This is a genomic window from Acinetobacter sp. YH12023 (genome assembly GCF_013420135.1).
Lineage (GTDB): Bacteria > Pseudomonadota > Gammaproteobacteria > Pseudomonadales > Moraxellaceae > Acinetobacter > Acinetobacter amyesii.
This window is the reverse complement of the sequence record NZ_VOYU01000003.1, coordinates 354,132-368,821: the sequence shown is the minus strand read 5'-3', so window position 1 is coordinate 368,821 and position 14,690 is coordinate 354,132. Positions and strand designations below refer to the sequence as shown.

At 41.2% G+C, this 14,690-nt stretch carries 10 protein-coding genes; 9 read left to right on the top strand and 1 reads right to left on the bottom strand.

What is annotated here, in order from left to right; genetic code table 11:
• Positions 1 to 86 precede the first annotated feature (86 nt).
• From hrpA to FTT92_RS04750, 9 genes are all read left to right on the top strand, one after another.
• Positions 87 to 3,974, top strand: a complete 3,888-nt coding sequence (gene hrpA, locus FTT92_RS04790; RefSeq protein WP_218951558.1) for an ATP-dependent RNA helicase HrpA — start codon at positions 87 to 89, stop codon at positions 3,972 to 3,974.
• 30 nt (positions 3,975 to 4,004) lie between these two features.
• A complete protein-coding gene (locus tag FTT92_RS04785) occupies positions 4,005 to 5,120 on the top strand; it encodes a beta-ketoacyl-ACP synthase III (protein WP_111885081.1) in 1,116 nt (371 codons plus the stop codon).
• 11 nt (positions 5,121 to 5,131) lie between these two features.
• Positions 5,132 to 5,899: a 1-acyl-sn-glycerol-3-phosphate acyltransferase gene (locus tag FTT92_RS04780; RefSeq protein ID WP_180171560.1), complete on the top strand. Its 768-nt coding sequence runs from the start codon at positions 5,132 to 5,134 to the stop codon at positions 5,897 to 5,899.
• A 213-nt stretch (positions 5,900 to 6,112) separates the two neighbouring features.
• A complete protein-coding gene (locus FTT92_RS04775) occupies positions 6,113 to 8,128 on the top strand; it encodes a hypothetical protein (protein ID WP_180171559.1) in 2,016 nt (671 codons plus the stop codon).
• A 96-nt stretch (positions 8,129 to 8,224) separates the two neighbouring features.
• Positions 8,225 to 9,940 (top strand): AAA family ATPase, encoded by a 1,716-nt coding sequence (locus tag FTT92_RS04770; protein WP_180003112.1) that lies wholly within the window; start codon positions 8,225 to 8,227, stop codon positions 9,938 to 9,940.
• 243 nt (positions 9,941 to 10,183) lie between these two features.
• Positions 10,184 to 11,104: a LysR family transcriptional regulator gene (locus tag FTT92_RS04765; RefSeq protein WP_078189020.1), complete on the top strand. Its 921-nt coding sequence runs from the start codon at positions 10,184 to 10,186 to the stop codon at positions 11,102 to 11,104.
• A 69-nt stretch (positions 11,105 to 11,173) separates the two neighbouring features.
• Positions 11,174 to 11,440, top strand: coding sequence for a gamma-glutamylcyclotransferase family protein (locus FTT92_RS04760; RefSeq protein WP_249735131.1), 267 nt, complete (start codon positions 11,174 to 11,176; stop codon positions 11,438 to 11,440).
• Between the two features lie 254 nt (positions 11,441 to 11,694).
• On the top strand, positions 11,695 to 12,705 hold the full coding sequence (locus tag FTT92_RS04755) for a sensor domain-containing diguanylate cyclase (protein ID WP_180065242.1): 1,011 nt from the start codon (positions 11,695 to 11,697) through the stop codon (positions 12,703 to 12,705).
• Between the two features lie 305 nt (positions 12,706 to 13,010).
• Positions 13,011 to 14,177 (top strand): CynX/NimT family MFS transporter, encoded by a 1,167-nt coding sequence (locus FTT92_RS04750; protein ID WP_257231589.1) that lies wholly within the window; start codon positions 13,011 to 13,013, stop codon positions 14,175 to 14,177.
• Between the two features lie 32 nt (positions 14,178 to 14,209).
• Here the strand turns inward: FTT92_RS04750 and FTT92_RS04745 are convergent, their stop codons facing one another.
• Positions 14,210 to 14,665, bottom strand: coding sequence for a DUF441 domain-containing protein (locus FTT92_RS04745; protein WP_078189017.1), 456 nt, complete (start codon positions 14,663 to 14,665; stop codon positions 14,210 to 14,212).
• Positions 14,666 to 14,690: the final 25 nt, after the last annotated feature.

Genomic DNA, 14,690 nt, shown 5'->3' with positions numbered 1-14,690 from the left:
ACATACAGCGTAAAATATTCGGTTCAATTTTTAATTATTAGGATAATGCATCTGTGCCAAGTCAGTTAAATGTCGATCAATTGGTCATGGTTCGTGATCGCCATCGCTTAAGTCGGCTGAAAAAAGGCAAAGAAGCCAATCCTGAAAAATTTCAAGATTTGTTTGAAAAGTCGAATGCGAAAGTGCGCGAACGGATTGCCCGCATTCCCAATATTAAATTAAATCAAGACTTACCTGTTACACAGTATGCGGACAAACTGATTGAAGCTATTCAAAAGCATCAAGTGATTATTGTGGCAGGTGAAACGGGTTCGGGTAAAACCACACAGTTACCGCAAATTGCCATGCTTGCAGGTCGTGGTTTAACGGGTTTGATTGGCCATACTCAACCCCGTCGACTAGCAGCGCGTAGTGTTTCGCAACGTATTGCAGAAGAAGTAGGCGAAAAGCTGGGGGAGTCGATCTCCTTTAAAGTTCGTTTCAATGAACAAGGTTCACAAGATTCCATCGTTCGGTTAATGACCGATGGTATTTTATTGGCTGAACTGGCCAATGACCGCTTCTTAAATAAATACGACACGATTATTATCGATGAAGCGCATGAACGTTCGCTGAACATCGACTTTATTATGGGCTATCTCAAACAGCTCTTGCCACGCCGTAAAGATCTCAAAGTCATTATTACTTCCGCGACATTAGACGTAAATCGCTTCTCGAATTACTTTAATGGGGCACCTATTTTTGAAGTCGAAGGTCGAAGCTTCCCAGTAGAACTCCGTTATCGTCCGATTTCAGAGCTGAGCATTGTCGGTAGTGATGATGATGAATTTGACGATTTTGAAGAAAATTTACCTCGTGCCGTGGTTTCAGCTGTAGAAGAATGTTTTCAAGATGCGCAGGAAAAAGGTCATCCTGAACATGCCGACATTTTGATTTTTGCCAGCACTGAACAAGAAATACGTGAGTTACAGGAAACACTGCAAAAGTTTGGGCCACGACATACCGAAGTTTTACCCTTATATGCTCGATTGGCTTTGGCAGAACAGCAAAAGATCTTTAATCCATCAGGCGGTGGGCGACGTATTATTATTGCCACCAACGTGGCAGAAACGGCTTTAACTGTACCGAATATTCGCTATGTAATTGATAGTGGCTTTGCACGGATATCCCGTTATAACTATCGCTCACGTGTACAGCGTTTACCAATTGAGGCTGTATCACAGGCGGCAGCAAATCAGCGTAAAGGTCGTTGTGGTCGTATTGCACCGGGTGTGTGTATTCGACTGTATTCAGAAGAAGACTTTATGAGTCGTCCTGAATTTACTGAGCCTGAGATTAAACGAACCAACTTGGCCTCGGTTATTTTGCAAATGCAAAGTTTGGGCTTTGGTGAATTAGAAGACTTTGATTTTATTGAGCCGCCAGATCATCGTTTGGTGAATGATGGTCGTAAGCTGTTAATTGAATTAGGTGCTTTAAAAGAAAAATCGGCGTATGCACCGCAAGTTGCTTCAGATAGCCAAGCAAAACAAGGCACAAAACATGCGAATAATAAAAATGGTGCTTTAACCAAAATTGGTCAGCAAATGGCGAAAATGCCAATCGACCCGCGTCTTGCACGGATGATTTTGGGTGGAGCGCATTTTGGCGTATTAAATGAAGTCTTGATTATTGTCGCTGCTTTAGCGGTACAAGATCCACGTGAACGTCCTGCGGATAAACAAATGCAGGCCGATCAGAAACATGCTTTGTTTCGTGAAGCTGACTCGGATTTCTTGTTCTATATCAAATTATGGGAAGCTTTGGTTGCCAACCGTGACATGAGTGAAAATAAGCGTCGTACATTTGCACGCAACCATTTCCTGAGTTGGTTACGCCTCCGTGAGTGGAAAAAAACCCATGAGCAATTGGTGGATTTGGCTCAGGGCTTAAAACTGTCCTTTAATGAAAAGAAAGCCAATTATGAAAATCTGCACCGTGCGCTATTAACGGGTTTACTTTCATTTATTGCCAACAAAACCGATGAACGTAATGTGTTCATGGCAGTGCGTCAGCAAAAGGCACGTATTTTCCCTGCATCAACCTTGCATAAAACCAATACACCTTGGGTCATGGCTTTTGAGATGGTGGAAACCTCTCAGGTATATCTTCGTACATTGGCGAAAATTGAACCTGAATGGATTTTATTGGCTGCTGGCGATTTATTGAAGCATCATTATTTTGAGCCGCATTGGTCGAAAAAAGCTGGTGTGGTGAATGCTTATGATCAAATTTCTTTATTTGGTTTGATTATTGAGCCACGTCGTCAGATTAATTATGAAAAAGTGGATCATCCGGCTGCGCATGAAATTTTCCTACGTGATGCGTTGACGACGGGACATTTGGGTATTACGCCGCCGTTCTTAAAACACAATTTATTAAAACTCGAAGAAGTTGAGCGTGTTGAAGATAAACTGCGTCGTCGTGATTTGGTGGTGGATGAAGAAACCATCTACCAATTTTATGCTGCAAAAGTGCCTGAAGAGGTGGCAAGTCGCCGTAGTTTTGAAGACTGGCGTGCAACTGTAGAACCGAAAAATCCACGGCATTTATTTATCGATGATGATGCGCTTTGGATGAATGACCGTCCAACGACCCAGCAATTTCCAGACTACCTACGAAATGGTGAACTGCGTTTGGCTGCAAGTTATCGTTTTGACCCAAGTCATGATGAAGATGGTGCAACGGTCAAAATTCCAGTTCAAGCTTTGCCGCAAGTGGATGAAAATATTTGGTCATGGGGTATACCTGGTTGGCGACAAGACCTGATTGAAGCCTTGCTTAAAGCACTGCCTAAGGATAAACGCCGTCACTTGGTGCCAATACCAGATACGGCTCGTAAATTGATGGATCGTGTCGATGCCGTGCATTTGCGCGAGCATATTTTTAGTTTCTTGGCGTTCCAACTGCGTGGTGAGCAAATCACAGACAAAGACTTTTCTTGGGAACGTGTTGAGCAATATCTGCTGCCTTTAATCAAAGTCATTGATGAAAAAGGCCGTGTGATTGAGCAAGGTCGTGATCTAGATGAACTCAAAGCACGCTGTCGTACGGAAACTCATAGCCCAGTCAAACAGTTAAAAGGTGAGTTTAAAACCTTCCCTGATAATTTTGTGTTCGAAGCATCACAAAAAGTCACGGGTGTGGTGGTGAAACAATACCAAGCGCTTGTTCCAGTCAAAAGCTTTGCGGAGTTGGATGCCAAAGATGAATCGGGTGTGGTGATTCAGACTTTCAATGACCAATTTGAAGCAGTCAAACAACACCGCGAAGGGATCATTCGTTTGGTTCATATGCAGTTGGGCGACTTAGTTCGTCAGTTGAAAAAACAGATTTCTAAACCCTTGGCATTGGCTTATTCACCGCTAGGTGACAAAGCCAAACTAGAGCAAATGTTAGTTTATGCCACACTTCAGCTTGCAATAAATGAGCTACCTGTCAATGTGCAGGAGTACCAAAACCTGATTTTAAATGTAAAGAAATCTTTCTTAACCCATGGGCAACAAGCATTAGCCGTTTTAACTGAAACCTATATTCAATGGCAGGATATACGTCGGAAATTGTTGGTTTTAGATGATTCTGTGTTTGGAAAGAACATTGATGACATTGAAGATCAACTCGATTTGATGCAACTTTCAGATTTTGTTTATGGCAAAACTTCCGATGTGTGGCTCGAATTTCCAAGATATTTGAAGGCATTAGTCTTGCGTTTAGACCGCTTGCCAAATAACCTACAAAGGGACAATTCTGCCATTGATCAAGTTGACCCATGGATGGAAAAATTATTTAAGTTTAAAAATGACACTCGCCTTAAAGAATTGTATTTCATGGTTGAGGAGTTACGCATCTCTATTTTCTCTCAACCAATGAAGACCAAGATGCCAATTTCTCCATCCCGCTTGCAAAAAGTATGGGATAAGCTCGGAATCAGTTAAGATATAGGTAATTTCTAAAAGGAGTTTTACATGGGCATCCGCATTACGGGTACAGGTCTTTATCATCCAGAAGACGTAATTACTAACGAAGAGTTAGTTGAAGCTTTAAATGCTTATGTGGAACAGTACAACAGTGATAATGCTGAAAAAATTGAAGCCGGTGAGCTAGAAGCGCGCCGTGGTTCAAGTGCAGAATTTATCGAAAAAGCATCTGGCGTAAAAGCACGTTATGTTGCTGAAAAAAGCGGTATTTTAGATCCAAAACGTTTACGTCCAGTATTGCATGAACGTTCAAATGATGAATTGTCTATTCAAGCGGAATGGGGCGTAGCTGCTGCTAAACAAGCGATGGAAAATGCAGGCGTGACTGCAGAAGACATCGATGTAGTGATTTTGTCTTGTTCAAATATTCAACGTGCATATCCAGCCGTTTCAATTGAAATTCAAACTGCGTTGGGTATTCAGGGTTATGCCTATGACATGAACGTTGCATGTTCAGCTGCAACTTTTGGTATCAAGCAAGCCTATGACGCGATCAAATCAGGCGCTCGTCGCGTGTTATTGGTAAACGTTGAGATTACATCTGGTCACACAGATTTCCGTATGCGTGACTGTCACTTCATCTTTGGTGACGTTGCAACGGCTTCGATCATTGAAGAAACTGAAACCAAAGCTGGTTTTGAAGTGTTGGATATTGACCTGTTTACTCAGTTCTCAAACAACATTCGTAACAACTTCGGTTACTTAAATATGAGTGAAGTCGATGCTGACATCGACAACAACCGTTTCCGTCAAGACGGTCGTAAAGTATTTAAAGAAGTGTGTCCATTAGTGGCGAAAATGATCACTAAGCAATTGGATGACAATAAAATTGCGGCAACAGATGTAAAACGCTTCTGGTTACACCAAGCGAATGCCAGCATGAATGAATTGATTCTGAAACTGGTTGTGGGTAAAGAACATGCTCAGCCAGACCTTGTGCCAATCATTCTTGATGAATTTGCCAATACTTCATCAGCAGGTGTCATTATTGCTTTGCACCGTACAGCAAATGAAGTAAACCATGGCGAATACGGTGTGCTTTGCTCATTTGGTGCAGGCTACTCAGTAGGTTCTGTACTTGTTCAAAAACATGATGCTGCCTAAGGTCAGCACATTTGCAGGTTGAACATGATGCAAAATGGATAAAGCGTTTAAGCGCTTTATCCCGCATGTATTTCACGCCAACATTTTTAGGCGCTGAATACATCGATGCATCTAAACCTGCAATGTATGTAGGGAATCACACAATTTACGGTGTACTCGATTCACCGGTGATTATTGATTATCTCTACAATGAACATAAAGTGGCTGTGGTCAGTATTGCTGATCATAGCCATTTTTATTTGCCTGGTTGGCGTGGCATGGTCAAAAAGTTCGGTGCAGTCCAAGGTATTCAGGACTATGTCAGAACAGTGATGCAACAAGGTTATTCCATTTTAGTTTTTCCCGGTGGTGGTCGAGAGGTTTTGAAACGCAAAGGCGAAGCCTATCAACTGATTTGGAAGCAACGTTATGGCTTTTTAAAACTGGCGCAAGAATTTAATTATGATATCGTGCCTTTTGCCGCTTTAGGTGGAGATGAAGTCTTTGAACTGGGTTTTGATGCCAGTGTGATTGTTGAACATCGTTGGTTTAAACAACTATTAAAAATACAAAAACTCGATAAATTATTACGCCATGGTGATGTGATTCCGTCTTTACCCAAACGTATTATCCCCAAGCGCATTCCATTCTATTTTCAATTTTTACCCCGTCAAAGTTTGAGTCATATTCAGAGTGTGGAAGATTTAAAGCTCTATCGAGAGGCACTACAACAAGATATTTACACTGCGATAGAACAGCTTAAAAAAATCCGTTCAGAACAACATTCTACAGATCAATAATAGTGACTACTCTTCAACGTCATCCATTTTTTATTCGTCACAGCTCAAAATCATGGTGAATTTTGTCACAACAATAGCTTTTAGACTTTTTTATTGAATGCCTTTGTATTGACCTTTTGTACAGCTATTTGGTTGATTAATGGCAGTAGTCGGAGCATTAAACTTTGACTATAGTGAAGGTTGAAAAATAATCAACGATCGTTAGGGCGGAAGATGGAAAAGAAAAGCTTGACCCCGCAGCTTGAGCATATTGCTCGGCAACTTATTCGAATATCTCCAAGTTTAAAGCAGTTGTATCAAGAGCAAATGGATCTTGCTACAGCACTCAATTCACAAAATATCTTTAAAATTGAACAAGAGCAGCACCGCATTCAACTGTGTAATGGACTGTGGACCTTACAGCTACAAAGTCGTGAATCGATTGGCTATCAGTTTCCTAGAAGTCCATTTAGACCCATCAAAATTGCTGAATTGCATACGACAGTACCATGTATTGAGGCAATAGAAGATTTCTTATTTCATGAATTGTATTTTTTTACTGGCGACCTAAAGCAGCAACATTCACTCTTGCTCAGAGAAAAAGCACAGCAATTTAGACAATTGATCTTACAGTCGATTTTTCAACATCTAAATGGGCCAGCGCGTGTTCAACAGTTTTTAGCACAGATGACAGCAGTTGAAGCGCAAATTTTTGATCAGTTGATGCAAGAGCAGCAGATTTATCAGACACCGCTATTACAAACCTATATCGAATGCCAAATCTGTCTACCACATTGGTTGATGCAAAAGATTGAGCAGATGTTCGCACTCAACTCACTTACAGAAGCTGAAATATTGCCGATACAGGTCTTGATGGATAGTTTGGACGAGATTTGTTTTGCTACAGCACAATTTTTAGATCCAACGATTTACCGGATCATGAGTTTGAGTTATGAAGATCGGTTCAATTTACAAGAATTAAATGAACATATAGAAGATATTATTTTGTTGCTCGACCATGCATATGAGCGTCCCAATTTGTTGGGTTTTATTCGTTTGATGCATCGGGATGTTTGGGCAGAGCAGGACATATTAAGCCATAGTAATTTTGTGCAAGCCACAGCAATTTGGCAAAAAAAATGTGGAAAACTCCCTTTACTCGATAACAATCGTGCAGTGCGATGGATGTTCAAGCAGTCAGCCGAAGTGTTGGATTGGCTGAGTCGTAATTTTCAACACAGTAATGTACGAGTGGCTGTGACGGCATTTAGTTTTGTCGATACGCAGCATATTCATCCCGCATTGATTCTTGCAACCTTACAACATTTTCAATTTGTTGCAGCGCGCTTATTTATTCAAAATTGCCATACGATTGCGCATGAACATGATTGGTTTAATCATGAAAAAAATCTACAGTTTGTTTTACAGCGAAAATATCAGCAGCATGATGACCATCGTGTAGTGATCAGCCCATCGATTTTGTATTTAGATGAATGGTTGATCTTAATGCGACAGGTTTTGGGTGCAGAGGATCAGGCTATAAAAAAAGTCTATCTACCCTTGAGCCGTATTATGCAGGCCTATCTGCAGCATTTAGTACGTTGTACGCAGCATTTACCGCAGGCTTTGATGGATTATATCCGTCCAGAAACCCAAGAAAATCGCCAATTTTTAAGTGTTTTACGACAACATAAAATTCAACTGCAGGATTTTCGAAATTTATTTTATTTAAAGCATGCTAATTTAAGAGTATCTGTATTTGATGCATATGTGCGTGACTATGTTAGTGCGACTTATTCTACAGGTGATACAGTCCCTAAAAATATTACCTGGAATGGGGTCTTTCATCAGGCGGTGCATTGGCATGCCAAGCAACAAAAGCAGGAAGTGTTAACTCAATTAAAGCGTCAATTTGCGACAACGGTTTGGCAGCCATTTACAACAGAAGACAAAATATATTTTCAAGATTGGGTCTTTGAAGAATTAAAAACCATCGATCGAATTATTGATGAATCTATTCACTTTAAACATTGTTTGGCATCAAGTTATAGCGCCAGTATCATTGCAAGAGTATATGTAGCTTTTCATATGTACCATCCCATTTTGCATGTATCGATGACTTTGGGCTGTCATGTGCAAAACCATATTTTGGTTTTTGATCAACTTGAGTATTCAAATAATACCCAAGCAGAAATAGAAAAAGTAAATATCGCCAAAGAATTTTTAAATAGGTTCAATAGCTTAAAGTAAGATTGGCGAAATACGGATTTAGTAAACTGTGTTGTGCGCTTAACTTTTGAGTCAAAAATCGTTAGGCTATAGCCGTTCTTTTACGGTATAGGTCTTATGAAACAAGAAACTGCACTCAAGCTGCTCAAAGCAGGCGAAAATGTGTTTTTAACAGGTTCGGCTGGTGCAGGTAAAACTTATACTTTAAATCAGTACATCAATTATCTAAAAGCGCGCAAAGTGCCGGTGGCAATTACGGCTTCTACAGGGATTGCTGCAACCCATATGAATGGCATGACAATTCATACATGGGCAGGGATTGGGATTAAAGATGCGATTTCCGAAGATGAGTTAAAGCGCTTAAAAGAACGTAAATATTTAAAAGAGCATTTGGAAAATGCCCAAGTTTTAATCATCGATGAAATTTCGATGTTGCATGCCAAGCAATTAAACTTGGTGAATAAAGTTTTAAAATTTTTTAAAGACAGTGAAGATGCTTTTGGGGGAATTCAAGTCATTGTTGCAGGTGACTTCTTCCAGTTACCCCCTGTGGGACGCAAAGGTGAATTAAACCGTGATAAGTTTTGCTTTATGTCTGAGGCATGGGTAGAAGCGAAGTTTCGCGTGTGTTATTTGACCGAACAACATCGTCAGGGTAATGACTATCTCAATGATATTCTAAATGCGATTCGTGCTCAGCAAATTACGGGCGATCATTTGCATGCTTTAAGGCAGACAAGTTCACAAAATATAGGTGAAACCTTTACGCGCTTGTATACCCATAATATGGATGTAGATAGTATTAACTATAAACATCTAAATGAAATTGAGCAAGAATCTCGCCAGTTTGATGCCCAATGTGATGGTAATGATAAACTGATCGAAACCTTAAAATCATCCGTGCGTGCGCCGGAAACTTTGACCTTAAAGAAAAATGCCAAAGTGATGTTTGTAAAAAACAACTTTGACGTGGGCTATATCAATGGCAGCCTCGGTGAAGTGATAGGTTTTGAAGAAGATGATGAATATGGCATCTTGCCTAAAGTAAAACTTACGGACGGCACGACCTTGGTGGTAGAACCTGAAACATGGTCTGTCGATAATGATGATGGTAAAACCATTGCCAGTTTCCAACAAATTCCACTACGTTTGGCCTGGGCGATCACCATTCACAAATCTCAAGGGATGACCCTTGCAGCGGCTGAAATTAACTTGACGCATACTTTTGAGAAAGGTCAGGGTTATGTGGCATTGTCGCGTTTAAAAACATTAGATGGTTTGCGTTTACTTGGTTTTAATGAACAAGCTTTAGAACTCGACAGTTTGGCGATTAAAGCCGATCGACGTTTTCAGGAACTCTCTGATGAAGCGGAAACCAATTTTGCAGAGGCTGATTTAACCGTTCAACATAAAGCCTTTATTCGTCATTGTGGTGGAACGCTGAATGAAGTGGAAATTGAGCGCAATGAAAAGAAAATTGCCAAAACTGGTGCGAAACAAAGCTTTGCCACAGCGACTTTAGATCAAACTCGTGAATTGTTTGAGGAAGGTTATGAAATTCAAGATATTGCAGTGGAGCGTGGTTTAACACCTGCTACGATTATTAATCATTTGGCTCGTCTGCAAAAAGAGCAAGGTTTAGATATATCGGTGGCACATCCGGGAGAAGACGTGGTTGAGCAGGTGCGTAAAATTTATAAACGTTTGGCGAAACGACAAGACCCAGCACATTATAACGATGATGGTACTGTTAAGCTGCGCCCAATTGTGGAGTTGACCAGTCCACGCATGGGATATGATCAAGTTCGTTTGGCTTTATTATTTGTGGAATAACACATTCTTTGGATTACCTACATTTAAAGCCAGATTGATCAATCTGGCTTTTTTAATAAGGGCATCGTGTTTATTTTCATCCTTTGCATCTGCTTAAAAACGATGAATTGGTGATTAAAGTTCCAAATAAAACTTTAAATGAATAAAATTTAATAAAATAATGATAAGGTGAGTATAATTCATTAATGCTTTGCGAAAAATATTCGATTGCAAAGTTGCTCCCAAGTTTAGTTGAGAACAATCATGTTGGAATTACGCCATCTCAAAACCTTATTGGCACTCAGAGAACACGGTTCTTTGGTTGCTGCATCTAATGATCTGTGTTTAACGCCTTCTGCACTTTCACACCAGTTGAAAGAACTCGATCATTGGTATGGGGTAGAGGTGGTGAACCGACGCACACGTCCTGTGACCTTTTCGAATGTTGGGCAACGTTTACTACGCCTTGCCGATGACATTTTGCCGCAAGTTCAAATTGCGCAATCGGACATTACACGTATTGTGCATGGTCAAACTGGCCGAATTATTTTTTCTTCAGAATGTCATAGTTGCTTTGACTGGCTGATGCCGTTATTGAATGTCTACCGTCAGCAATACCCCGATGTAGATTTGGACTTTGCATCTGGCTTTGAAGCCAATCCGCATGAACTATTACAAACGGGCGAGTTTGATCTTCTGATTACTGCAGACCCGATCAATTTAAAAGGCGTGGAATATTTCCCAATCTTTGAATATGAATCTCGTTTGGTATTGTCCAATACACATCCATTGGTTCGTGCGACAAATGTGACTGTTCAAGAATTAGCAGAAGAAACGCTGATTACCTATCCGGTTGATAAACATCGTTTAGATATCATGGCAAAATTATTTTTACCGGCCAATATTCAGCCTAAACACGTCCGTACTACAGATTTGACCCAGATGCTGATTCAGTTGGTTGCAAGTGGTCGTGGTATTGCGGCATTACCTGATTGGGTAGTGAATGAATATGAGCAAAAAGGTTGGGTGACCTCTCGACGCTTAGATTGTGTTTCACCTGAAGGTTTAAGACGAACTTTGTACGCCGGCTATCGTACAGAAGAGGCTGAAAAAAGCTACTTTGAAGGCTTCCTAAAACAGTTGGCGAAATTCTCACAAAAACGCAATCAATATTATTCCAACTAAGGAGGATCTATGACACAGAGTCTTTTTGTATACGGGACATGAGGTCTAGGTCAGCCCAATGCTCACGTGATGGATCGCATTGGTGGCGAGTGGAAGAAAGGTGTGGTGTGGGGTGAATTAGAAGATAAAGGCTGGGGTGCGGCGATGGGCAGTCCGGGCATTCGTTTATCGAAGGCAGGTCAAACCATTGAAGGCTATGTTTTTATCTCTGAAAACTTAGCTGCACATTGGGCGGCTTTAGATGAATTTGAAGGGGCTGAATATCAACGTGTGGCTGTAGATGTGCAATTGGAAGGTGGAGAATGGGTGCAGAGTGAAATTTACGCATTGAAATAATATCCAGGGGGAGAGTCGGAAAATACGTGGGTCATCCAAACATCATGACTTTCCCCAACCTTCGATATGTGTATCGATGATTCCACTTGCTCTGTTGTTTCCTTGAGTGCATTTTCTTTCGAAGAGCAGTATTTGAAAGAGTTGTATCTAAAGTGCTTGAATGCACAGAAATCACTTTAAGATTGCTATACAAGTGGATGAATAATTTTTAGAATTGAGCTGTATCTCACACTGAAACCTGTTTGAGCTCAATCATGCCAAATACTATAGAACCCTCACCAACTCAACTCATGTCTGTGATTCAAACGCAGACAGCTATTGCCAAACTGGGTTTAGATCTCAATGCAGTGATGACCGTAGTGGCAGAACAGGCGCAGCAGATTACACATGCTAAAGGTGCAGTTGTAGAGTTGGCTGAAGATGGTGATATGGTCTATCGTGCAGTGTCTGGCGGGGCGAGCCATTTACTGGGTTTAAGACTTCATATTGAAAATAGCTTATCGGGGCTATGTATTGCGCAAAAACAAACACTGTATTGCCAAGATTCGGAAACAGATGCACGGGTAGATCGCGTGGCATGTCAACGTGTTGGATTGCGTTCGATGGCAGTAGTGCCATTGATTCATTGTGATGAAGGTGTCGGTGTTTTAAAGATTTACTCTGACCAAGTCGATGCCTTTCAGGAAGCCGACTTGCATATATTAAGTTTGATGTCTGAGTTGATCGCTGCGGCGATGTACCATGCGACACGTTTCGGTGCGACAGAGCTATATAAATTGGCGACTCAAGATAGCTTAACAGGTTTAGCTAATCGGGCTTTGTTTGTCGACTTTTTGCGCCAAGGGATAGAAAAAGCACGTGCGCAGAAAAAAGTGCTAGGTATCTTGATGATTGATATGGATGGTCTGAAGCCGATTAATGATCAGTTTGGACATCGCATTGGGGATGCTGCACTGAAAGAAATTGCACAGCGCATTTTGCGTGAAACACGTCAAGATGACTTGGTTGCACGCTTGGGTGGTGATGAATTTGCTGTGATTTTAACCAATATTGCCAACTTAGAGCGTGCGCAAACGGCGATGAATCGAATCGCAGAAAGTTGCGGACTACCGTTTGCATTCGAGCAAATGAGCTTGAAAATTGGTGCCAGTATTGGGATGGCTTTATTTCCAGAGGATGCCGAATCCATCGATCAATTGGTCGAAATGGCTGATTTGAAAATGTACGCCAATAAGCGTGAACGGAAACAAGTAAATATTGAATAACTCACTGCTTAAATAATTCACTAATTGTTATGCAGGTGAATTCCTTCACTACCGCCAAATTATTGAAAGTATCAGAAAAAACATTTTTGATGGGAATACGTATTGTCTCAAACAATTGCAGATGACATCACGGAATATCATTGTTTAATTTAAATCAAAGTGCGCTTAGCATGTGACGGTGCAAGATGATTAAATAATTGAAAAATCATCTAAGGTCATTTGTTTTTTGACTCAAAATAATATTTTGAATTGTTAAGCTGTGCACTATTGCATGGCGAAAAGAGCATGACAATTCAATGAAAGGGATGTCAAAAGATTTATTCATTATTGCGGCAGGTTTTATTGCTGCAATGCATATCGGGAAATTACCGCCCGCGATACCTGTATTACAGCAGCAACTTGGTATTAGCTTTATTCAGTCTGGTTTATTGCTTTCATTGGTACAGGGCGCAGGAATGTGCTTTGCATTGTTGATTGGCAGTTATATCCAAAAAATTGGATTTAAGCTATGTATATTACTAGGCTTAAGTTTATTAACGATGGCAAGTGCATGGGGGAGTTTTGCACAAAGCTTTGATGCCTTGTTGCTTCTGCGTGTCATAGAAGGCTTTGGCTTCTTATTGGTGACACTCACAGGGCCTGCATTTATCCGTCAGCTTGTACCGCTACAGCACATCAGCGCAAAGATGGGACTGTGGAGTGCTTATATGGGCGGAGGTATGGGCATAGCCTTATTGGTTGCGCCATTTCTAATTGCTCAATATGGTTGGAGTGTGGTTTGGCTCAGTTTCGCTATGATCACTGCGGCATTACTACTCTGTATCGCTATGTTTATTCCTCAGCCTAATGTGGCGCTGAATACAACACCTATTATTGGTCTCATTAGAGATACTTTGAAACATCCTGCAGCATGGCTTTTGGCGCTCATTTTTGGGACATATGCAGGGCAGTGGTTTGCATTGGTGGGCTTCTTACCGATGATTTATGCCCAAAACCAAATTTCAGCAGAACTGGCGGGTGCTTTAACAGCCAGTGTTGCCGTTGCGAATGCTGTGGGCACATGGGGGTGTGGACTGCTATTACAGCGTGGTTTTCAAGCTAAAACTTTAGTCCAACTGGGTTTTGCTGTTTTGATCATTTGCTCCTTAGGGTTTTATCTCTCTCAAGATTCGTTACCGTTTTTACTGCAATATTTAACGGTGTTTAGTTTTTCGCTATTTGGGGGCTTGGTTGCTGCGACGGTGTTTGCGCAATCACTGCATTTTGCACCTTATCCTGCGGCAATCAGTACGACGGTCGGCATGATTTTACAATGCTCTGCCATATCACAATTTGTTCTGCCACCTGTGATTGCCACTGTGGTTTCACAAACTGGAGCGTGGTTTTGGGCGGGGATCTTGATGTCAGCGTTGTCATTCGTTGGAATCATGCTTAGTCGACGTTTATTTCAAATGCAGCATGGCTCAAATTAAAATTTTGTTAAACCGCTATGTCAGCAACGGCCTTATTGTTTAATCCCAATCAGTAGCGACAAGATGCCTGCTGCAATGAGTGGGCCGACAGGTACACCACGCAGCATGGCAACACCTGCGACTGTCCCAATTAATAGTCCGGCAACCACATCTGGCTGATTGGACATCAGTTTGACACCACGTCCGCCTAGCCATGCGACAAAGACGCCAATGGCGATTGCGACGAGGGATTTCCAACTTAAAAAGGATTTTAAAATCGAATCACCGGGTATTTTTCCGCTAGCGATCGGCGTGAGTACGCCAATGGTTAAAATAATAATGCCAATGTTTAAGCCATATTGTTGCAGATAGGGGAAAAATTCACTTAAAGGCGTGATGCGGAAAACAATCAAGACACCTGCTGCTATGGTGATCGCTGTATTGTGGCTAAAGATGCCACAAGCCAATAACACCAATAACACGATCAGATTTAAATCCAACTGAGACATAGGATATTCGTGAGAAACTTCAATA

What these genes read in the sequence shown, in the direction of transcription:
- FTT92_RS04775 (WP_180171559.1), top strand. Translation starts at nt 6,113, where the DNA reads ATGGAAAAGAAAAGCTTGACCCCGCAGCTTGAGCATATTGCTCGGCAA.
- FTT92_RS04755 (WP_180065242.1), top strand. Translation starts at nt 11,695, where the DNA reads ATGCCAAATACTATAGAACCCTCACCAACTCAACTCATGTCTGTGATT.
- FTT92_RS04770 (WP_180003112.1), top strand. Translation starts at nt 8,225, where the DNA reads ATGAAACAAGAAACTGCACTCAAGCTGCTCAAAGCAGGCGAAAATGTG.
- FTT92_RS04760 (WP_249735131.1), top strand. Translation starts at nt 11,174, where the DNA reads ATGGATCGCATTGGTGGCGAGTGGAAGAAAGGTGTGGTGTGGGGTGAA.
- FTT92_RS04785 (WP_111885081.1), top strand. Translation starts at nt 4,005, where the DNA reads ATGGGCATCCGCATTACGGGTACAGGTCTTTATCATCCAGAAGACGTA.
- FTT92_RS04750 (WP_257231589.1), top strand. Translation starts at nt 13,011, where the DNA reads ATGTCAAAAGATTTATTCATTATTGCGGCAGGTTTTATTGCTGCAATG.
- FTT92_RS04765 (WP_078189020.1), top strand. Translation starts at nt 10,184, where the DNA reads ATGTTGGAATTACGCCATCTCAAAACCTTATTGGCACTCAGAGAACAC.
- FTT92_RS04745 (WP_078189017.1), bottom strand. Translation starts at nt 14,665, where the DNA reads ATGTCTCAGTTGGATTTAAATCTGATCGTGTTATTGGTGTTATTGGCT.
- hrpA (WP_218951558.1), top strand. Translation starts at nt 87, where the DNA reads ATGGTTCGTGATCGCCATCGCTTAAGTCGGCTGAAAAAAGGCAAAGAA.